General features: G+C 59.5%; 20 protein-coding genes. 13 read left to right on the forward strand and 7 right to left on the reverse strand.

Translation table 11 applies throughout. The features are described from left to right. Nucleotides 1-1734 (reverse strand): single-stranded-DNA-specific exonuclease RecJ, encoded by a 1734-nt coding sequence (gene recJ / locus BMZ24_RS07065; RefSeq protein ID WP_318779627.1) that lies wholly within the window; start codon nucleotides 1732-1734, stop codon nucleotides 1-3. Between the two features lie 150 nt (nucleotides 1735-1884). On the opposite strand from recJ, the gene BMZ24_RS07070 reads away from it, so the two are divergent. Then, nucleotides 1885-2772, forward strand: a complete 888-nt coding sequence (locus BMZ24_RS07070) for a DUF2156 domain-containing protein (RefSeq protein ID WP_092190665.1) — start codon at nucleotides 1885-1887, stop codon at nucleotides 2770-2772. Here the strand turns inward: BMZ24_RS07070 and topA are convergent. Beyond that, on the reverse strand, nucleotides 2769-5009 hold the full coding sequence (gene topA, locus BMZ24_RS07075; protein ID WP_092190667.1) for a type I DNA topoisomerase: 2241 nt from the start codon (nucleotides 5007-5009) through the stop codon (nucleotides 2769-2771). The genes BMZ24_RS07070 and topA overlap by 4 nt on opposite strands. A gap of 126 nt (nucleotides 5010-5135) precedes the next feature. Between topA and era the strand changes: the two genes are divergently transcribed. The 11 genes from era to fliQ are packed head-to-tail and all read left to right on the forward strand — an operon-like array spanning nucleotide 5136 to nucleotide 12616. Continuing rightward, nucleotides 5136-6053, forward strand: a complete 918-nt coding sequence (era, locus tag BMZ24_RS07080; protein ID WP_092190669.1) for a GTPase Era — start codon at nucleotides 5136-5138, stop codon at nucleotides 6051-6053. Between the two features lie 16 nt (nucleotides 6054-6069). Further along, entirely contained in the window at nucleotides 6070-6765 is a 696-nt protein-coding gene (locus tag BMZ24_RS07085; protein WP_092190671.1) for a YggS family pyridoxal phosphate-dependent enzyme, read from the forward strand. 22 nt (nucleotides 6766-6787) lie between these two features. Then, entirely contained in the window at nucleotides 6788-7543 is a 756-nt protein-coding gene (locus tag BMZ24_RS07090; protein ID WP_092190673.1) for a motility protein A, read from the forward strand. A gap of 19 nt (nucleotides 7544-7562) precedes the next feature. After that, entirely contained in the window at nucleotides 7563-8399 is an 837-nt protein-coding gene (locus tag BMZ24_RS07095; protein ID WP_092190675.1) for an OmpA/MotB family protein, read from the forward strand. Beyond that, complete coding sequence (locus BMZ24_RS07100) at nucleotides 8399-9127, forward strand: OmpA/MotB family protein (RefSeq protein ID WP_092190677.1); 729 nt, start codon at nucleotides 8399-8401, stop codon at nucleotides 9125-9127. The genes BMZ24_RS07095 and BMZ24_RS07100 overlap by 1 nt, the downstream gene beginning before the upstream one ends. A 35-nt stretch (nucleotides 9128-9162) precedes the next feature. Further along, a complete protein-coding gene (locus BMZ24_RS07105; RefSeq protein WP_092190679.1) occupies nucleotides 9163-9678 on the forward strand; it encodes a flagellar basal body-associated FliL family protein in 516 nt (171 codons plus the stop codon). Nucleotides 9679-9696: 18 nt separating this feature from the next. Then, entirely contained in the window at nucleotides 9697-10674 is a 978-nt protein-coding gene (gene fliM / locus BMZ24_RS07110; protein WP_092190681.1) for a flagellar motor switch protein FliM, read from the forward strand. 9 nt (nucleotides 10675-10683) lie between these two features. Continuing rightward, nucleotides 10684-11250 carry a flagellar motor switch protein FliN gene (fliN, locus tag BMZ24_RS07115; RefSeq protein WP_092190683.1) on the forward strand — a complete coding sequence of 189 codons (567 nt, stop codon included), beginning with the start codon at nucleotides 10684-10686 and terminating at the stop codon, nucleotides 11248-11250. Beyond that, a complete protein-coding gene (gene fliO / locus BMZ24_RS07120) occupies nucleotides 11243-11599 on the forward strand; it encodes a flagellar biosynthetic protein FliO (RefSeq protein WP_143077848.1) in 357 nt (118 codons plus the stop codon). Before fliN ends, fliO begins: the two co-directional genes overlap by 8 nt. Continuing rightward, nucleotides 11535-12326, forward strand: a complete 792-nt coding sequence (gene fliP, locus BMZ24_RS07125) for a flagellar type III secretion system pore protein FliP (protein WP_092190687.1) — start codon at nucleotides 11535-11537, stop codon at nucleotides 12324-12326. The genes fliO and fliP overlap by 65 nt, the downstream gene beginning before the upstream one ends. A 20-nt stretch (nucleotides 12327-12346) precedes the next feature. Next, nucleotides 12347-12616, forward strand: coding sequence for a flagellar biosynthesis protein FliQ (gene fliQ / locus BMZ24_RS07130; RefSeq protein ID WP_092190689.1), 270 nt, complete (start codon nucleotides 12347-12349; stop codon nucleotides 12614-12616). A 9-nt stretch (nucleotides 12617-12625) separates the two neighbouring features. Here the strand turns inward: fliQ and BMZ24_RS07135 are convergent, their stop codons facing one another. After that, entirely contained in the window at nucleotides 12626-13384 is a 759-nt protein-coding gene (locus BMZ24_RS07135; RefSeq protein WP_092190902.1) for a TrmH family RNA methyltransferase, read from the reverse strand. Nucleotides 13385-13559: 175 nt separating this feature from the next. On the opposite strand from BMZ24_RS07135, the gene BMZ24_RS07140 reads away from it, so the two are divergent. Further along, a complete protein-coding gene (locus tag BMZ24_RS07140) occupies nucleotides 13560-15137 on the forward strand; it encodes a LysM peptidoglycan-binding domain-containing protein (RefSeq protein WP_161949069.1) in 1578 nt (525 codons plus the stop codon). Between the two features lie 50 nt (nucleotides 15138-15187). On the opposite strand, the gene BMZ24_RS07145 is transcribed toward BMZ24_RS07140, so the two are convergent. The 4 genes from BMZ24_RS07145 to aroE form a co-directional block, all read right to left on the reverse strand. Next, on the reverse strand, nucleotides 15188-17449 hold the full coding sequence (locus BMZ24_RS07145; RefSeq protein ID WP_092190693.1) for a PAS domain S-box protein: 2262 nt from the start codon (nucleotides 17447-17449) through the stop codon (nucleotides 15188-15190). Next, nucleotides 17433-18590, reverse strand: coding sequence for an alcohol dehydrogenase-like regulatory protein ErcA (gene ercA / locus BMZ24_RS07150; RefSeq protein WP_092190695.1), 1158 nt, complete (start codon nucleotides 18588-18590; stop codon nucleotides 17433-17435). The genes BMZ24_RS07145 and ercA overlap by 17 nt, the downstream gene beginning before the upstream one ends. A 148-nt stretch (nucleotides 18591-18738) precedes the next feature. Continuing rightward, nucleotides 18739-19311, reverse strand: coding sequence for a DNA-3-methyladenine glycosylase I (locus tag BMZ24_RS07155; protein ID WP_092190698.1), 573 nt, complete (start codon nucleotides 19309-19311; stop codon nucleotides 18739-18741). Further along, nucleotides 19308-20120 carry a shikimate dehydrogenase gene (aroE, locus tag BMZ24_RS07160; RefSeq protein WP_092190700.1) on the reverse strand — a complete coding sequence of 271 codons (813 nt, stop codon included), beginning with the start codon at nucleotides 20118-20120 and terminating at the stop codon, nucleotides 19308-19310. The genes BMZ24_RS07155 and aroE overlap by 4 nt, the downstream gene beginning before the upstream one ends. Nucleotides 20121-20131 lie beyond the last annotated feature (11 nt).

The following is a 20131-nucleotide window of genomic DNA, read 5'->3' on the forward strand; positions in this document are numbered from 1 at the left end:
TCATTCCAGAGACAGGATATCCTGCACGGCCAGTTCGATCTGTTGCAAGCCGTTGAATTTCGACAGGCGCGGTGTGTAGGCGATTTTAATCTGCCTGCCCGTGAAAGAGGCATCCTGCCAGCGTTCGCCCTGTCTCCAGGCCACGGCGCGCATGTTTGTGCCGTCACTTGAGTCGGACAGATGCAGCTCCAGATGTTTTTTCTGGCTGAAAAAACGGTGCTTGAGTATGTTCAGGGGCGGAGAAAGGAAAATAGGTCTGGGGTTGCCTTGGCCGAAGGGCTGAAGCAGTTCGAGTTCCTTGAGCAATGTGGCCGTGATCAGGGCGAAGGGCAGTTCCGCGTCCAGTTCAAGGACCGGCGGGGCCGGGTTGGATCCCAGTTGCTCTTCCACGGCCCAGGCAAAAAGGTTTTTCAGATTCGCCAGTTGGAAGGGTTCCAGCTTGAGTCCCGCTGCCTGCCGGTGTCCGCCAAATTTGTAGAGGCACTGCTTGCAGGACAAGAGGGCCTGGTACAGGTCGAAGGCGGGAGTGGAACGGCCAGAGCCTTTGAAGATTCCGTTCTCCTTGGTCAGGATCAGGCACGGGCGATGAAAGCGCTCCACGATGCGTGAGGCCACGATGCCGATGATGCCTGAGTGCCAGTGTTCGGAATGCAGCACCAGACCAGGCAGGTGAAGCTGCGACTCGGCCTGGGCGATGGCTTCTTCAAGGATGCGCTGTTCTTCGAGTTTGCGTTTGGCGTTGAGCTTGTCGAGCTTTGTGGCGAGTTGCCTTGCTTCTTCCGGATCTTTCGCCAGCAGCATGCGGACGGCAAGATCCGGATCGCCGATGCGGCCCGCGGCATTGATGCGGGGCGCAAGAGCAAAGCCTATGGAGCCCGTGCCCACATTGTCGTCCGGCGCAAGACCGCTGATTTCTTTCAGAGCCTGGATGCCGGGACGGCGTCCTTCCTTGATCAGCAGAAGGCCGTTCTTGACCAGAATTCTGTTCTGTTCATCCAGGGGGACAACGTCGGCGACTGTGCCCAGGGCGACCAGGTCAAGAAAATCGCGGATGTCCGCCGCGGCCCCGGGGAGGAGGCGGTTGACCGCGCCCATGAGCAGAAAGGCCACTCCGACTCCGGCAAGGTTCTGAGTGGGCCATCCTTCGAGCTTGGGGTTGATGATGACTTCGGCTTCGGGCAGTTCCTGGCCGGGCAGATGATGGTCGGTGACGATGACCTGCATCCCAAGCGCCCTGGCTTCGCGAATCTCCTCGTTGTTGGCGATGCCGCAATCGACGGTCAGCAGAAGTCCGATCCCTTGGGCTGCCAACTCGCGGATGCCATCCACATGCAGCCCGTAACCGAAGTCCAGTCTGTCGGGGATGTAATGACTGATTTCAACGCCCCGCCGGGCCATGAAGTCCTTGACCAGCGTTGTGGCAGTGATTCCGTCCACATCGTAGTCTCCCCAGACAGCGATCCTGCGGTTTTCCTCGACGGCCTTGCAGATCAGAGCCGCCCCGGCTTCGATGCCGGGCCATTTGTCCAGCGGATGCAGATAGCGAAGCCCGGGGCTCAGAAATTTGTCCATGTCGGATTCGTTGGCCAGACCGCGCAGGGACATCAGGTGGACCAGCAGGGGGCTCACTTCAAGGCGTTCGGCGATGTCTCGCTGTTGGGCGGGGTTTTGAGCGGCTTCGGGAGCCGGAGCTTTGAGTTTCCAGGCGGCCTGGGTATCTGACATAAGTTTCATGCTTCCGGAAAATTGGGGTGACGTGCTTTGACATCCACGGGTTACAAAGTATAATTGTTTTTTCCTCAACTGCAAGAGCTTTGATTTCTTGAGTTTTTAAATCTGATCAAAATGACCGTAATTGTTGCGTAACTTATATCGGAAGGACCCATGGAAAAATCGTTTCGCCCCATCACTCTTGACGGGCAGAAAGAATATAACCGGCGTCTGGCGCAGTGCGCCCAGAAGCCGTCGGATTACAGTTTCATCAACCTCTGGGGCTGGGGCCGGGAGTACGGCCTGGAGTGGTCTTTCAGGGATGACTACGTACTCATCAGGCAGACTTTTCCGCAGACCATGTACTGGGCTCCGGTCGGTGATTGGGAGAAGGCCGACTGGGCCGCCTTGCAGGACGATCTGCCGCAGAGCACCTGTTTCATCCGCATCCCCGAGGAATTGAAGCTCATCTGGGAGCAGCGGTTGCCTGGGGTTGAGGTGGAGGAGTGCCGGGAACACTGGGATTATCTGTATGATGTTGGTGAGTTGACCGAACTCAAGGGCCGAAAATTCCACAACAAGAAGAATCTGCTCAACCAGTTCATGCGCGACCATGACGCGAAGTTCGTGCCTCTGGATGAAAAAACCGTGGAATTCGCTCTGGCCCTGCAGACGGATTGGTTCTTGTGGCGCAACAGCGAAAACGATCAGACCCTGGACGCGGAAAACCGGGCCATCGTCAAGGTCATGCATGACTGGTCAAGGCTGGAAGGACTTATCGGCGGCGGACTTGTGGTCGATGAAAAGATGATCGCCTACACCATCGCGGAGGCTCTGGACGATACGACCGTGGTCATCCATTTTGAGAAGGGATGCCCTAATTTCAAGGGGGTGTACCAGGCCATCAACCAGATTTTTCTGGAGCGGTGCTGCCAGGGTTTTCAGATCGTGAATCGTGAGCAGGACCTTGGCGACGAAGGGCTGCGCAAGGCCAAGCTCAGCTACAACCCGGTGGAGTTTCTGAAGAAATACAGGGTCTGCATGCGCGGCGGCCTAAGCTAGTCCTCTTTTTCCCAGTATCCGCAATCCTTGACCGGGCAGGCCAGGTGCACTCCTCTGGCCTTGGTCTCCTTGCGCACCAGAATCTTGGATTCGCACAGGGGACAGGGCTTGGCTACAGGAAAGTCCCAGACCGCGTAATCGCATTTGGGATATTTGCTGCAGGAATAGAAGGGCTTTCCGCGGCGGCTGTTTTTTTCGACCAGCTCGCCGTCACATCCGTCCTTGGGGCAGGCCACGTGGGTGCTTACGGACTTGGTGTGGCGGCAGGCGGGATAGTTGGAACAGGCCACAAATCTGCCGCCGGTCTTGGTTTTTTTGACCACCAGCCGTCCGTCTTCGCACTTGGGGCAGGGACCAAGTTCTTCGGGAGCCTCTTCCTTGACCAGTTCGATTTCTCCGGCGCTGTTGCGGATGTAGTTGCTGGTGAAGGAACAGGCGGGATAATTGGCGCAGCCCAGAAAGGTTCCGTTCTTGCCGAATTTGACCACCAGTCGTCCGTCCTCGCATTGCGGGCAGGACAGGCCGGTGTCCATGCCGGCCTTGACCTGGGTCATGTTCTCGCGGGCCTTGTCCAGGGTCGGGTTGAAGTCCAGGGTGAAATCCCGGAGCAGGGCGACCCAGTCCGATTCGCCCTCGGCGACATGGTCGAGGCTTTCTTCCATGCGCGCCGTGAATCCGGCGTCCATGAGGTGGGCGAAATGCTCCACCAGAAGATCGCAGACAATGACGCCAAGATCCGTGGGCTGGAAATGTTTTTCCTCGATGTGGACGTAGTCGCGCTCGGTCAGGGTCGAGATGATCGCCGCATAGGTCGAGGGACGGCCGATGCCCAGTTCTTCGAGCTTGTGCACCAGGGACGCTTCGGAGAAACGTGCCGGGGGCTGGGTAAATTTCTGTTCCTTGTGCAGTTTCTCAAGGCTCAGTTCCTGCCCGGCCACAAGTTTCGGCAGCAGGGCGCTCTGGCTGTCCGAGGATTGGGGCCAGATCCTCAGAAATCCGGGGAAGACGAGCCGTTCGCCCTTGGCGCGCCACAGGACCGGGCCGCTCTCAATGGTGGCTACCGTGTCCCAGAAGCGTGCGGAAGCCATCTGCGAGGCCATGAAGCGCTCCCAGATGAGCTTGTAGAGCTTGTACTGTTCGGGCGGCAGGTTGTTTTTGATGGAATCGGGAGTCAGGCTCGGATCGACGGGACGTATGGCTTCGTGCGCGTCCTGTGCGCTGCCCTTGCTTTTGTAGACTCGGGCCTCGGCGGGATAGAATTCCGGCCCAAGGGTGCTGATGATCCACTCGCGGGCGCCGTCCCGGGCTTCATCGGAAATGCGCACCGAGTCGGTACGCATGTAGGTGATGAGCGCCGTGGTTCCGCGTTCGCCAAGCTCCACGCCCTCATAGAGGCGCTGGGCCACGGACATGGTCCGTTTGGCGTTGAAGCCGAGCTTGTTGCTGGCGTCCTGCTGCAGGGTGGAAGTGATGAACGGCGGGCGCGGGTGGCGCTGGCGTTCCTTCTCGACGATGTTCTGGACCACGTAGGGCAGTCCGCTGACGCGGCTCTCCAGTGCCAGAGCCGTCTTTTCGTCGCCGATGACGGGCTTTTCCCCGTCCACTTTCCACAGGTCGGCATCGAAGGGCGGGGGCGTTTCGCCCTGGACCGTGATCTTGAAGAGCCAGTATTCTTCGGAGATGAAGGCCTGGCGCTCACGTTCGCGGTCCACGATGAGACGCAGGGCCACGGACTGGACACGCCCGGCGGACAGACCGCGTTTGACTTTTTTCCAGAGCAGCGGAGAAATCTTGTAGCCTACCAGGCGGTCCAGGATGCGCCTGGCCTGCTGGGAGTCAAAAAGGGGCTTGCGCAGTTCCGTGGGGTTGGCCAGGGCCTCTTTGACGGCCTTGGCCGTGATCTCGTTGAACTGAATGCGCTTCACGTTGGGGTTGGCCGTCCGGATGATCTCGGCCACGTGCCAGGCGATGGCTTCCCCCTCGCGGTCGGGGTCCGGGGCCAGATAGACCGTGTCCGCGGCCTTGGCGGCGGATTTGAGCTTGCTGACGACCTTGGCCTTGCCAGGGATTATCTGATAGTCCGGGGCGAAGTCGTTGTCTTCGTCAACGCCCAGGGTTTTGGTCGGCAGGTCACGCACGTGTCCCACGGATGCTTCCACTTCATACCCGCCGCCCAAAAACTTTTTGATGGTTTTGATTTTGGCGGGTGATTCTACGATGATTAAGTCCTTGCCCATAATGTTTGGGGGCTATATCCAGATTCCGAAGCGCAGGGCAAGGGATAATTCCCGCAAATCCCGAATGCTTCCCCGAGGCTGAATTTCAACCCGTCGGTATCCTTTTACAAAGATCATATGGAACCCATGTCCCCTACCTATCGAGCAGGATTCATCGCCCTAGTCGGGCCTCCCAATGCGGGAAAATCCACTTTTTTGAACAAGGTCCTTGGCGAAAAGATCGCCATTGTCTCTCCCAAGCCCCAGACCACCCGCACCAGCATCACCGGGATTCACACTACCGCCGAAGAGCAGATCATTTTTCTGGACACCCCCGGCGTCCATACCGCGCGCGGCAAGCTGAACCGTTTTCTGGTCGATGCCGCCTGGGGCGCTTTGCAGGAGGCCAACGGAGTCATCCTGTTCCTCGACGGCTCCCGCTATGCTGGCAACGAAAAAGCCCTGGAGCGTGACCTGCGTCCCCTGGCCGCCCGGATCGGTTCTCTTGGCGTTCCCATGGCCGTGGCCTTGAACAAGGTCGACCAGATCAAGCCCAAGGAGCGCCTGCTCGGACTTTTGGCCGACTGCGCCGAGCGTTGGCCCGGAGTGGAACTGGTGCCCATCTCGGCCCGCACCGGGGTTGGCGTTGACGCCCTTCTGGCCGTGATCCGCAACTTCCTGCCGCTCAGTCCGGCGCTCTTTCCCGAAGATCAGCTGAGCACGGCGTCGGTCCGGTTCATGGCCTCGGAGATCATCCGTGAAAAGCTTTTCCTGGCTCTGGACCAGGAGCTGCCCTACAACGTGGCCGTCGAAATCGAAACCTGGGAAGAATTGCCGGAACAGAACATGACCATGATCGGGGCCATGATCTATACGTCAAAAAACAGTCACAAGGGCATGATCGTGGGCAAGCAGGGGCAGAATCTGAAAGTTGTCGGCCAGCAGGCCCGGCAGGAACTCAAGACCTTGCTCGGCACGAAGGTGCATCTGGAACTCTGGGTCAAGGTGCGCGAAGGCTGGACCGAGGACGGTCAGTTCATGACTTCCCTGGGCCTTGGGTCCTAGGGCAGGGGGAGCATCCATGGATCAGCCAGGCATCACCGACCGGTGGCAAAAAGTTCTGGAGCAGATGGCCGCGGCCGCCCGCAGGGCCGGAAGGGACCCGGCCGACGCGCGTCTGCTGGCCGTCTCCAAGCTGCATTCCGCCCACGACATCCGGACTCTTTTCGAGGCCGGACAGCCCATGTTCGGCGAAAATTACGTGCAGGAGGCCCTCGGCAAGATGGCCATCCTGCCGCGTGAGATTTCCTGGCATCTCATCGGGCATCTGCAGACCAACAAGGTCAAGAGCGTGGTCGGCCGGTTCGACCTCATTCACGGGGTGGATTCCCTGAAACTGGCCCGCTCGTTGCATGGTCAGGCCGAAGCGATGGATGTGGTCCAGGACGTGCTGGTGCAGGTCAATCTGGCCGAGGAAAAGCAGAAAAGCGGCATTCTGGAGTCGGAGTTGCCGCCTTTGGCGGAATTTCTGGCGCGCGGCACGAATCTGCGCTGGCGGGGACTCATGCTCATGCCTCCTTTTTTTGATGATCCCGATCGGGCGCGTCCCTATTTCGCCCGTTTGAGGGAACTTGCCGAAACCTTGCGCACAGGCTTCGGCCTTGCCCTGCCTGAATTGTCCATGGGCATGACCGGGGATTTCGAGGCGGCTATCGAGGAAGGAGCGACCTTGGTGCGCATTGGCACCAGAATATTTGGAGAACGCGGCTCAAACTAACGGCCCTGGGGACGGATGTTTTATGGATCTGGCCACAATCATCGGAATTTTGGTCGCCTTCGGGCTGGTCATCGCCGCTCTGGGTGGTGACGGCTTTCTTTTTCTGGATTTTTCCTCACTGCTCATCGTGGTCGGTGGCACCATCGGCGCGGTGCTGGTGACCCATCCCCTGGAGAGCGTTCTTGGCGTGGCCCGCATCATCAGGAAGACGTTCATGTCCAAGGCCGACGACCCGGCGGCGCTCATCGCCCAGTTTGTCGACTACGCAACCCGGGTCCGGCGCGAGGGAATCCTGTCCCTGGAAGCGCACCTGAAGAACATTCCCGACGATTTTTTGCGCAAGGGCCTGCAATTGACCGTGGACGGCCTTGATCCGCAGCTCATCCAGGAAATCATGGAGACCGAAATCTCGTGTCTTGAGGAGCGCCACCTGAAAGGCGCCGAGATACTGCTGACTTTTGGGACCCTGGCACCCGGGATGGGCATGATCGGCACCATCATAGGCCTTGTGCTCATGCTCAAGCGCATGAACGACCCGAGCACCATCGGTCCGGCCATGGCCGTGGCCCTTTTGACCACCTTCTACGGCGCCATCCTCGCCAATCTCGTTTTCAACCCCATGGCTGGCAAGCTGCGGGCGCGCAGCCGCGAGGAAGTCCTGATCCGGACCATGATCCTGGAAGGGATCATGTCCATTTCCAGGGGGGAGAACCCGCGCATTCTCGAAGAGAAGCTGAACAGCTACCTGCCTCCCAAGGAGCGCAAGGTCAGGTCCTGAGTCTGGACGGGGGAAGAGCATGATCAGTAAGAGGGCGAAAACCGAGCAAGCGAAACCGGGGCTTCCGTCCTGGATGATCACCTTTTCGGATCTGGTCACCCTGCTGATGACGTTTTTTATTGTGCTCGTGTCCATGGCCTCCCTCACGGACATCTACAAACGCAAAGTCGCCATCGGTTCCGTTTCCGGTACCTTCGGCACTGGCGCGCCGAGCATGAGCGATCTGACCACGGTGGATACCAGGACCCAGGTCGACCCCGGGCCCATCAACGTTTTCAAGGATCTCTCGCCGGTCAAGGAGCATCTTTGGGAAGACCCGGACAAGGATCTGCGCTTCGAATCCAACCGCTTCATGCAGCGGCTGTCCATCGGGGCCGATGCCCTTTTTGCCCCAGGTTCCTCGGAACTCACGGAGAAAGGGCGGTCGCTTCTGGACCGTCTGCGTCCCGTGGTCATGGAAAGCGCCCATCCTCTTGGATTGTCTGGGCACGCCTCGGGCGGCATGGACGAATTTGGCCCTGACTATCTGGCCAAGCCGTGGATCAAGGTCGATTTCTCCTGGGAGCTCTCCCTGGCGCGGGTCATGGCCGTGTACAAGTATTTCGTCGAGACGGGCGTCGAGCCCGAGAAGCTGCGCCTGGAGGCTTTTGGCCGTTTTCGGCCACGCGTGACCACCGAGGACCCTGGCGAGAGGCTGACCAATCGGCGGGTTGAAATCACCCTGGATCGGCGTATCGGCAGCTGGAGCCATGAGATGGCGGCCCAGGCCGTGCGCGAAGACTCCGCTCAAAAGCCTACGGACAGCTACCGGATCAAGGATTTTCTGTTCCGCTTCGACCTGCCGGGAAAACCCTGATGGCACGCAGGAAAAAACGCGCCGAACTCGATTCGCCGGGATCGTCTTGGCTGGTCACCTTTGCGGATCTCATGACCCTGCTGCTGAGTTTCTTTGTGTTGCTTTTGTCCATGTCGTCCATGGACAAGTCCATACTGCGCGACGTGGTCTCCCACTTCGTGGGCGACATGGGGCTGGCTCCGAAAAAAGGGGCGGGCAAGCTGACGACCCGGTTCGAGTTCATGAATGTGATCATCGAGAACCCGGCCGAAGCCCTGCACGATCCGCAACGCATCAAGGATTTGCTTTTTCCGGACGAGGTCATGCCCGAAGGCATGGCCAGGAGCACCCTTGACGAGAATCTGCGAATTCTGGTGAGGCCCGAGGGAATCGCTCTCGTTCTCTCCGACGGTCTCCTTTTTGACGTTGGAGAAAGTGCCTTGACCCAGGACAGCCGCAAGCTTCTGTCGGAGTTCTCCCGCTTTCTGGCCACCGTGACCATGCCGATCAATGTGGCTGGATACACGGACAACGTCCCGGCGGGTCAAAAAGACAACTACATGCTGTCCTCGGAGCGGGCCATGTCCGTGCTGAGTTTCTTTTTGCAGCAGGGTTTCGATCCCGGGCGTTTTTCCGTTTCCGCCTACGGCGAGGCTTTTCCCCTGGGTGACAATACCACTCCGGAAGGCCGGGCCAAGAACAGGAGAGTGGAGATTTTACTCAAAACCACGGGAAGAACGTATCTTTAGGCCCGTTTTTCGCATGGATCAAAAAGGAGGAATATATGGCCGAAAAAAAAGCGGCGACACCGGAAAAGGTTGAAAAGAAAAAGGGCGGCAAGCTCAAGCTCATTATCATAGCGCTCGTTGTCCTTGGCGTTCTGGGTGGGGGTGGTTTTGCGGCGTGGAAGTTCTTTCTGCAGCCGAAGACGGCAGGGGAAACCGCCGAGAACGCAACCGCCGAAGGTGCCGAGGAACACAAGGCCGAGGCCGAGCAGGGCGGACAATTGGTGACTCTTGACTCTTTTGTGGTCAACCTGTCCGATCCCATGGGGCGTAGATACCTGAAAACCACGCTGGATGTTGAAGTGGCCAACGCGGCGGTGGCGGCGGAATTGACCGCGGCCATGCCCAAGGTCAAGGATACCCTGCTGCTCCTGCTTTCCAGCAAGTCCTTTGCCGATATCAGCAGCATGGACAAGAAGATCGAGCTGAAAAACGACATCGTCAGCCGACTGAACCAGATTATCGGCAAGAACAAGGTGCGCAATGTCTATTTTACGGAATTCGTGGTCCAGTAAGCGACTGGTAGGCAGCATATGAGCAAGATCCTCAATCAGGACGAGGTCGATGCCCTGCTCCGGGGAATCTCGGGCGGGGAGATCGAGACCGAAGAAGAGGTGGCCGTTGACACGAAGGGCTTCGTGGCCTTTGATCTGGCCAATCAGGACCGGATCATCCGCGGTCGCATGCCTGTGCTTGAGATCATAAACGACCGCTTCTCAAGACTCTGCACCAGCGCCTTGGCCAACACCATGCGCAAGCGGGTGGATGTGAACCCGATCTCCATCGACATGTCCAAGTTCGGGGATTTCATGCGCTCGCTGCCCGTGCCGACGAGCATCAACATCTTCAAGATCGACCCCCTGCGCGGCAACGCGCTGCTGGTGGTCGACACCAGGCTGGTGTTTTCCCTGGTGGAGAATTTTTTTGGCGGCGCAGGCAGCCAGCCCAAGATCGAGGGGCGCGATTTCACGCCCATCGAGCAGTCCATCATCGTCAAGGTGGTCAAGATCATCCTGGCCAACCTGGAAGACGCCTGGCGCCCGGTGCACGAGGTCAGCATCGAACTGCTGCGCTCCGAGATCAACCCGCAGTTCGCCACCATCGTCCCGCCCAGTGACGTGGTGGTGGTCATCTCTTTCGAGGTGGAACTGGAAAACGCCCTGGGGTCCATGGTTCTGGCACTGCCGTATGCCACCATAGAGCCCATCAGGTCGAAGCTGTATGCCGCCTTCCAGACCGAGCGTCTGGAAATCGACCATGCCTGGATTTCCCGTTTCCGGGACCGGCTCATGGAGACGCCCGTCGATCTGAACGTCACGTTCGGCACGACGCAGATCACCGGACGTCAGCTTCTCGACATGAAGGTCGGCGACATACTCATGCTGGACCAGGACGAGGACGACATGCTTTCGGGCCGGATCCACGGGATACTCAAATTTTTCGGACTTCCGGGTTTTGTCAAGGGAAACAAGGCGTTCAAGATCGTCAAAGAACAGGAACTCAATTACTAGGGGAACGGTATGGTCGAAGATCAGGACAAGCTGGCGGCGGAATGGGCCGCGGCCCTGGAACAGCAGGGTGAGGCGGAGGCTGGAGGCGGCGGGGCCGAGAAAGACCTGGCCGATGCCTGGAGTTCGGCGTTGCAGGAACAGGACTCCGGCGGCTCCGATCAGGCCCTGGCCGACGAATGGGCCAAGGCTCTGGCCGACGAGGAGGAGACCAAGATTCAGCATGAGAAGAAGCAGAAGCAGCTCGCCGCCCAGAGCAAGGATTTCGATTACAAAGATTTGACGGCGGAAGCCAAGGCGCCAAGGCCCGAAGGGCTGCGCAAGGACCTTGACTTCATCCTCGACATTCCGCTTGAGGTTTCGGCCCAACTCGGAAGCACCAAGCTGCTCATCAATGAACTGCTGCAGCTCGGGCAGGGCTCGGTCATAGAATTGAACAAGCTGGCCGGCGAACCTCTTGAGATACTGGTCAACGGCAAGCTCGTGGCGCGCGGAGAGGCCGTGGTCATCAACGAAAAGTTCGGGGTGCGTCTGACCGACATCATCAGCCCCATCGAGAGGGTCAAGCAACTTGGATAACGCGACTTTGACAGGCGCCGGTGCGGGACTAGGACTTGCATCGGTCAAAATGGCGGCGGCGTTGCTGCTTATTTTGGGGCTCATATTCCTTGCGCTCGCGCTCCTGAAGCGCTTCGGGCTGGCGGCACGGCTGCAGGGCAGGGGTTCCGGCGCCCTGAGGGTGGAGGAAAGAGTTGCCCTGGGTCCGCGCAAGCAGCTGGTGGTGGTCCGCTTCTTGAATAAGCTTCTGGTGTTGGGCGTCACCGACAACGGAATCAACTTGATAGCGGAGCACCAGGCAGACAATGAACCGATCCCGGATTTTCAGACCACACTGGACCAGGAAACTGGGGAGGATACTCCTTCCTAGCCTGATTTTCTGTTTTTTTCCTATTTTGCTCTTGGCCGCCGACGGGCCCAATCTTCCATCTCTTTCCTTGCAGCTTTCCAGCGGACAGGCCGAGCCCCAGAAAGTGGCCGTGGCTCTGGAGATCATGGCCCTGCTCACGATGCTGTCCATGGCTCCGGCCTTCATGCTGACGGTCACGTCCTTCACCCGCATCATCATCGTCTTCCATTTTCTTCGTCAGGCCATGGGAACCCAGCAGATGCCGCCCAATCAGGTGCTGGCCTCCCTGGCCATTTTCATGACCGTGGTCATCATGATGCCTACGGGACGCACCATCAACGATACGGCCCTGCAACCCTATCTCAAGGAAGAGATTGGCTACGGGGAAGCCTTGCAGCGGGCTGAAACACCGCTGCGGACTTTTCTTTTCAAGCATACCCGGGAAAAGGATCTTTCTGTATTTTTCTCGATAACTGGTCTTGAGAGGCCGAAAAACAAAGATGACGTGCCGACCATGGTTCTTGTGCCTGCCTACGTGATCAGCGAGCTCAAGACAGGATTTCAAATTGGATTTCTGATTTACATACCATTTCTCATCTTGGATATGGTTGTGGCCAGTATCCTTCTTTCCATGGGTATGATGATGCTTCCGCCCGTCATGGTTTCCCTGCCGTTCAAGATTCTTCTTTTCGTCATGGTGGATGGCTGGAATCTGATAATAGGCTCTCTTGTAAACAGTTTTATCTAGCCCCTGATCAGGAGTGGAGCATGACCCCCGAATTTGTCATCGGTTTCGCACGGCAATCCATTGAACTGACTCTGGTCATCGCCTTGCCCATGCTCGGCGTGGGACTGGGAGTGGGTGTTTTCGTGAGCATACTTCAGGCCGCGACACAGATTCAGGAAATGACCCTGACGTTCGTGCCCAAGATCATCGCCGTTTTTTTGGCGCTGCTCATATCCTTCCCCTGGATCATGGACAAGATGATCACATACACCCAGGAGATTTTCCTGAATTTTCCGCAATACATCAAATAGCCCGCCCCCCTACAGCCTCTGCCGCAACATTTCCGTCATGATCATGGCGCCGGCCTGGGCCACGTTCAGCGAATCGAATCCGCCCTGCATGGGAATGGACAGCTTTTCTGTGCAGCGCTTGCCCACATTGGGGCGCATGCCCTTGTCCTCATTGCCGAGTACCAGCACCGCCGGGAAATGCAGACGGGCCTGAAAGAGGTCCCGGCTTTCGGGTCCGGTGCCCGATCCATAGATTGCAAGTCCGGCCTCGGCGCACGCATCGAGTGCCCGGGCCAGATTGACCACCTGACACAGAGGGAGGCTGTCGAGCGCCCCTGCAGCGGCTTTGGCGGCCGCCGGGCCGATGAAGGCCGTGCGATCCTTGGGAAAGAGCAGACCGGCCCCGCCAAGGGCCAGTAGGGTGCGCGCCAGCGTGCCCACGTTTCCCGGGTCCTGAACCTGATCCAGGGCCAGGATGAGCGGAAACGTGCTCCGGCAGGCCCGGGCGATCAGTTCCTCCAATTCGACGAGCTGTCGGCCGCGCAGGCGGGCTACCACTCCCTGGTGATTTCCGGGATACATGCGGTCCAGGTCCGGGCGCCGCACTTTGCGGAAGCGCACCCCGAGTTCGCGGCATTTGCCGATCACGTCGCCAAGGCCCGCGGCATCTTCGGACAGGAACACCGTGTCCAGGGCTTCTGGCCGTGAGGCGAGGAGCTCAAGGACCGGTTTGCGGCCGGGAGTCAGGTGGGCATTGGTGTCGGATTTTTCGTGTGGTTGTTGATCCATGATGAGTCCCTGGTTCGGATTTGCAATTTGATTTTTTTTTCTGTAGCAGGTCAAAATGCTCGATCTCGCTCGCCCGTTTTGCTCGGGCCAGTGGCCAACTTGTGACCAGGAGATTGTTTTGACATTTCATATACGTGGAGTTCTGCTCCTTATCATGCTGGTCTTGGCGGGTTGCATGCCCGTCAAGAAAGCTCAGGGACCGTTCCCGGACGGTTCCGGCATGGCGAGTCAGAACGCCGAAAATATGCCGCCGCAGGATGCTGCGGTCAAGGAAGGCGCTCCGGAGGCCTGTGGTCCGGTCGACAATGTCGACCCGCTCGATGTCCTGCCGGATGGAGAAGAACTTCCCGACGCCGAATCCCTGTCCGCCGAGGAGCAGAAAATCCTCGATACGCAGATATCCTTTCATATCGGTCTGGATACCGAGGAAAACGAGGATGTCCAGCGCTATTTTCACTACTACACCCACGTTCAGCGGGGCACGATGACGGGTTGGCTCAAGCGGGCCCAGCTCTATCTGCCGCACATCCGGGAGCGCTTTCTGGCCGAGGGCTTGCCCGAGGACCTCATTTATCTGCCTTTTGCCGAGAGCGGCTTCAATCCTTTTGCCCAATCCCACGCTGGAGCGTGCGGCGTGTGGCAATTCATGCCCCGGACCGCCATCAACTACGGGTTGACCGTGGACAAATGGGTGGACGAGCGCCGTGATCCCCACAAATCCACCGAGGCCGCCATTGCCTACCTGAAGAAGCTGTACGGGGATTTCGGAGATTGGTCCCTGGCCTTGGCCGCCTACAATGCAGGCGAAGGCGCCATCGGCCGCGCCCTGAAAAAGACGGGCACCGAGGATTTTTTCAGCCTGTGCGAAGCCTCCGAGGATCTGAAGAAGGAAACCAAGCTGTACGTTCCCAAGTTCCTGGCCCTGGTCAAGGTTGCCAGGAATCTGGAAAAATTGGGTTTTGAACCTCTGGACATGGAGAAACGTTCCGCTGCTCCGGTCATGCTCAAAGTCAAGCCGGAAACGGATCTTTTGGCGCTGTCCCAAAGCGTGGGCATGGACTGGAAGTCTTTTCGGGAGCTCAACCCCTCTTTTCGCAAGCAGGAAGCGCCCCCCGGAAGGTCCGTCAAGGTCGCGGTCCCCGGCCATCTCGTGGCCAAGGCCCAGGATTTCCTGAAACGCCCCGTGACTGCAAGGCAGGTCCGCTACGCATCCCACAGGGTCAAGCCCGGGGACACCTGGTGGGGAATTTCCCGAAAGTACAATGTATCGGTGGCGGTCTTGCAGCAAGTCAACGATGTCAGCAGGACCAAGGCTCTCAAGGTGGGACAGGCGTTGCGCATACCCGGTCAGGGTCCGGCGTCCGATTCCGATTCAGTGGCTGATGCCAGAAAGTGGGCCTCCAAAAGAGCCAATTATCTGGTCCGCGAGGGAGACACGCTCTGGTCCATCGCCAAACAGTTCAAGACCGATCCGGCTTCACTGAGCAAGGCCAACGGCATCCAGCGTTCCGCGGTGCTGCGCGTCGGCCAGAAGCTCTATGTGCCCGATGCCGGCAGCGCCGAAGTCAAGATCGCCAAGGCCAGTGCTGATGCGGTGCGCACGAGGCTGGTCAACTACAAGGTTCGACCGGGGGATAGTCTGTGGGGTATTGCCAAGCGTTTCGGGGTGACCCCCTCCGACTTGCTGGCCTGGAACAACCTGGCGAAGAATGGTCATATCCGTCCGGGAGACCGGCTCAAGGTCTACCGCTGATACTCGCGCCCTTTACTCATTCAAACGGCAGGCTCCCGGGCCTGCCGTTTTCATTTTGACGACATCGCGACCGGCAGGTCGATGATGAACCTGGTCCATTCTCCCTCGGCCGTCTGCACGGCCATCATGCCTGCGTGCTCCTCGGTGATGATGAAGTAGGAAACGGAGAGTCCAAGCCCCGTGCCCTTGCCCACGGACTTCGTGGTGAAGAATGGTTCGAACACCCGTTTGCGCACGGATTCCGAAAGCCCTGGTCCGTTGTCTTCCAGTTCAATGCGCACCCACGGTGCATTTCTTCTCACTCGCAGCGTGAATTGCGGCCACTGTTCCGCCGGGTAGATCTTGTCGCCCATGGCCTCGGCTCCGTTGCGCAGCAGGTTCAGGAAGACCTGCTGCAGCTTGCTCGCCGAGCCCTGGATTTTGGGGAGATTGTCTTCGTATTCGCGGACGATGCGGATTTTTTTGAAATCGTAATTTTTCTTCAGGTCGTAATCGGTGCGGGCAAGTTCCAGTGTCTTGCCGAGAAGTTCCACGATGTTTTCCGGGGCCAGCACCGGTTCGCTCTTGCGGCTGAAACTGAGCATGTTGCTTACGATCTGCGCGGCTTGTGCCCCCGAACTGCGCACGGAGTTCAGCATTTTCGGAATTCCCCGTTTCTCAAGATAGCTTTGCAGTGCTTCAAGGGTGATGCCCGCTTCCTGCGCCGCCAATTCATTTTGCGGCAACGGCAGGAGGAGTCTGGTTTCCAGGACCTGGGCGTTGCCCATGATCGAAGCCAGAGGATTGTTGATTTCGTGGGCCATTCCGGCAGCCAGTCCGCCGACAGAGAGCATCTTCTCCGACTGTATCAGAATTTCCTCGATGCGGACCTTTTCGGTCACGTCGTCGATGCGGATGACCGCGCCTTCCACGCCGTTGGTGATCAGGGGGTAGATGGTCACGTCTTCGTACATGGTCTCGCCATGCTCCACCCTGCTCAATTTGCCTTCGAACAAGGGCTTCTTGCTGGCGATGGACTGGCGGATCTTTTTCATTCCGGACCCAAGCCATGGCACCACCTGGCCCAGAGGCCGACCTTGGGCCTGGGCTTCGCTCACGCCGGTCACCAGCGCTGCCTGCTGGTTCCATTGGGCGATGCGGCCGTCGGCATCCACTCCGATCAGCATGGACGGCATGGAGTTGATGATGTTGGCGAGCAGGGTGCGCAGGCGCTGGGTTTCCTTTGCGGCGCGGTTGCGTTCGGTTATGTCCACGAAGGATCCGATGATGCCTTGCGCGTTCTTGAGTTCATCAAAAAAAATCTGTTTGGCGAAGATGACTTCGCGCAGGTCGCCATTTCTGTCGCGGACTTTGGATTCGTACGTGCTTTTGCGGGTGTCCTGACGCAGGCTTTGGTCGTTGTTGTCGTAGGCATCGGCGAGGTCCGGCCATAACTCCCGGGCTGTCCTGCCGCGCAATTCCTCGGAGGTAATGCCCATGATGTCGGTGAAGGTCTGGTTGCAGCCCAGATAGCGCCGTTCCGAGTCCTTGTAGAAGATCGGGATGGGAATGGCGTCCAGCAGCACCTCGGTGAAGCGCAGGTTGCGCGTCAGGTCGGCGTGGGCGCTTTGCAGCTGCTCCTCTGTTATGCGCCGGCGCTGGCCGGCCAGGATGAGGGCGACCTGATCGGCGATGCGGCTGGCGAAAGTGACTTCGTCCGGCTGCCAGTCGCGCGGCTCCCCGACATGCTCGAAGCATATGACGGCGGTCAGTTCTCCATCGATGAGCACCGGCACGTCGAGCATGGACGCGATTCCGTTGGCTTCGAGATATTTCGGGGAAAAATCGCGGGTGCGCGGGTCCTGCAGGGCGTCGGTCACGATGACGGGGCCTTTTTTGATGGCCTCGAAATAGGTGTCGAACCTGCCGCACTCCAGGCAGGTCCCGGAAGTGTGCGCCCCTCCTGGCGCGTCGAACTTGTCCATGCAGCAAAGCCTGTCGGCCTGCATCATCCACAGACTGGCCCGGGCCACGTCCATGGCGTGGGTCATCCGGGCCGTGATCATGGGGGCGGCTTCCTGCAGAAGGCCATGAAAAACGGTTGGATGCGTCGAAATTTCAGCGATGACGGCCTGCTGCCGTTCGATGCGCTTCAGGGTTTCGCGCAGCGTCTCTTCAGCTCGGTGCCGATCGGCGATTTCGCCCTGCAGCTCCCGGATCTTTTGCTGCAGCATGGGGTAGTAGCTTTTGCGTCCTGAAGACTCGCTAAGACCCACGATCTTGTCGCGCAGCGATGCGGCACCGGTCACGCCCTCCTCAGGTTGCTTCTTCATAGATGACTTGAATGTCGCGCTTGTTGGCGGTCTTGGGGTTGGTGACAAGGCAGGGGTCAAGGATCGCCTTGTCCGAAAGCACCGGGATGTCGCTGGCGCGTATGCCCTTGGAGGCCAGTCTGTCCCTGATGCCGAGGGCGCTGCGCAGGCCTGTCATGGATTCGATGAGCCACGCGCGCACTTCCGAGGCGCCCATGCCCCGGGAATCGAGCCCCATGTTTTCGGCGATGACCCGGAATCGTTCGGGCGCCGCCGAAAAGTTGTAGTCCACCACATGCGGCAGGAGCAGGGCGTTGCATTCGCCGTGGGGCAGGTCCTTGTAGCCGCCCAGGCTGTGGGCCAGGGCATGCACCGCGCCAAGGCTTGCGTTGGAGAACGCCAGCCCTGCCTGCATGCTGCCGAGCATGGTCTTGGCCTTGAGTTCCATGTCCTCGGGATGCAGAAAGGATTCCAGCAGATTGCCGTGAACCAGGCGGATGGCTTCCAGGGCGTGCACGTCGGTCATGGGCGAATGCGCGCTGGAGACAAAGGCCTCGATGGCGTGGGCCAGCGCGTCCATGCCCGTGCAGGCGATGAGGTACGGGCTCTTGGTCATCAGGGTCTGAGGGTCGATGAGGGCCACATCGGGGATGATGGTCTTGCTGATGATGGCGATCTTGGTCTTACGGTCCGTGTCGTTGATGATGGCGAACTGGGACACGTCGGCCGAAGTGCCCGCCGTGGTCGGGATGCAGATGAGCGGGGGCATGGGCACGATGATCTTGTCCACGCCTTCGTAGTCGAGGATGTGCCCGCCGTTGGAGACGACGATCCCGATGCCCTTGGCGCAGTCCATGGGGCTGCCTCCGCCCACGGCCACGATGCCGTCGCATTCGCCGGCTTCATAGGCCGCGACACCGGCCATGACCTCCGCGGTCTTGGGATTGGGGGTGATGTCCGAAAAAATGACGCCCTCGATGTCGAAGGCGGCGAGGCTCTCCAGGACTCTTGTGGCCCATCCGGCAGCAATCACGCCTGCGTCGGTGACGACAAGGGGTCTGGTGATGCCGAATTTGCCTGCGTACTGCCCGGCCAGATCCACCGCGCCCACCCCGAAAATCGTTTCCGGAGCGACGAATTTGCGCAGATCGGTGAAGTTCATGCTGTTCCCCCAAGAGCGTTTTGGATGAATTGCCCAATACTTATTTTTAGCACGGTACGGCTTGATGTGCCAGAATAAGTTGGCTTGCGCGTTTTTGCTCCGGGAGCAAAAGACGACGGGTGGCGGGGGGGACTGCAAGTCCTGGCGCTTAGGCCTGCCTGGTCACTTCCTCTCTGCGGAAGCAGTCCCGGCTGTGATCGTTGAACAGTCCGACGGCCTGCATGTAGGCATGACAGGTGGTCCCGCCCAGAAAGGAAAAGCCGCGTCGCTTGAAGTCCAGCGCCAGCGCGTCGGCCTCGGACGAGGTGGTCTGGTAGTCGGCCAGGGCCCGGATGTCGTGGGCAATGGGACGGCCGTCGACGAAGTCCCACAGATAGGACGCAAAAGTGCCGAAGCGGGATTGCACTTCCAGAAATGCGCGGGCGTTGGCGATGGTCGCCTCGATTTTGCGGCGATGGCGGATGATGCCGGGATCCAGCAGCAGCCGATCCACGTCCTGGGCGGTGAACCGCGCCACCTTTTGAGGATCGAATCCGGCAAAGGCGGCCCGGTATCCCTGCCGCTTGCGCAGCACCGTGTACCAAGACAGCCCGGCCTGTGCAGATTCAAGGATGAGGAACTCGAAAAGAACGCGGTCGTCGTGGACCGGCACCCCCCACTCCTCGTCGTGGTAGCGGACGTAGTCGGGCTTTGAGAGATCAAGCCAGGGACAGCGGATCATGCCTTGCCCCGGGCGGCCAGGGTCTCTTCCAGCAGGGAGACGGCGCGCGGGATGGGGAAGCGCTGACCGGTCCAGCGTTCGAATTGGGCCAGTCCCTGGTGCACGAACATGGGCAGGCCGGGGATGGTCGCCGCGCCTTCTCGGGCGGCCTGGGCCAGAAGCTGGGTTTCCCTGGGGTTGTAGACCAGGTCGTAGACCAGGGAGATGCCAGTCAGGGACGATTTCCAGGGTGAAAGGGCCTGGAAGGGACCGGACATGCCAAGCGGGGTGGTGTTGACCAGCAGGCTCGGGCGCACGTCGTGCCGGTCGGCCCAGGGCACATGCTCGGCCTGAAACGATTGGGCCAGGCGGTCGGCCCGGCCTCCCGTGCGCGCGGACAGAAGCACCTTCCATCCCGCCTGGCGCAGGCCGCAGACCGCAGCGCGGGCGGCCCCTCCCGCGCCCAGGACCAGGGCCGTGCCGGGGGGAGTACCCCGTTCGAGGAGCGGCGCCATGAACCCGGTCACGTCGGTGTTGTCGCCCCAGACCATTTTGTCCTGCCAGTAGAGGGTGTTCACGGCGCCGATGTCGCGGGCGTTGTCCGTCAGCCTGTCGACAAGGGGCATGACCGTCTCCTTGTGCGGGATGGTCACGCTGGCCCCGTGAATGGGCAGGGTGCGCAGGGCGGCCATGAAGGCGGCGAGTTTTTCGGGGGGCGTATCCCAGACGTGGTAGGAGGCCTTTATGCCCAGCTCCCGGAATCCCCAGTTGTGCAGGACGGGGCTCAGGGTGTGCGCGAGGGGGTGGCCGATGATGCCGAGAAGAAGCATGGTCGCACCTC

The organism is Desulfomicrobium norvegicum, assembly GCF_900114595.1.
Classification (GTDB): Bacteria; Desulfobacterota; Desulfovibrionia; order Desulfovibrionales; family Desulfomicrobiaceae; genus Desulfomicrobium; species Desulfomicrobium macestii.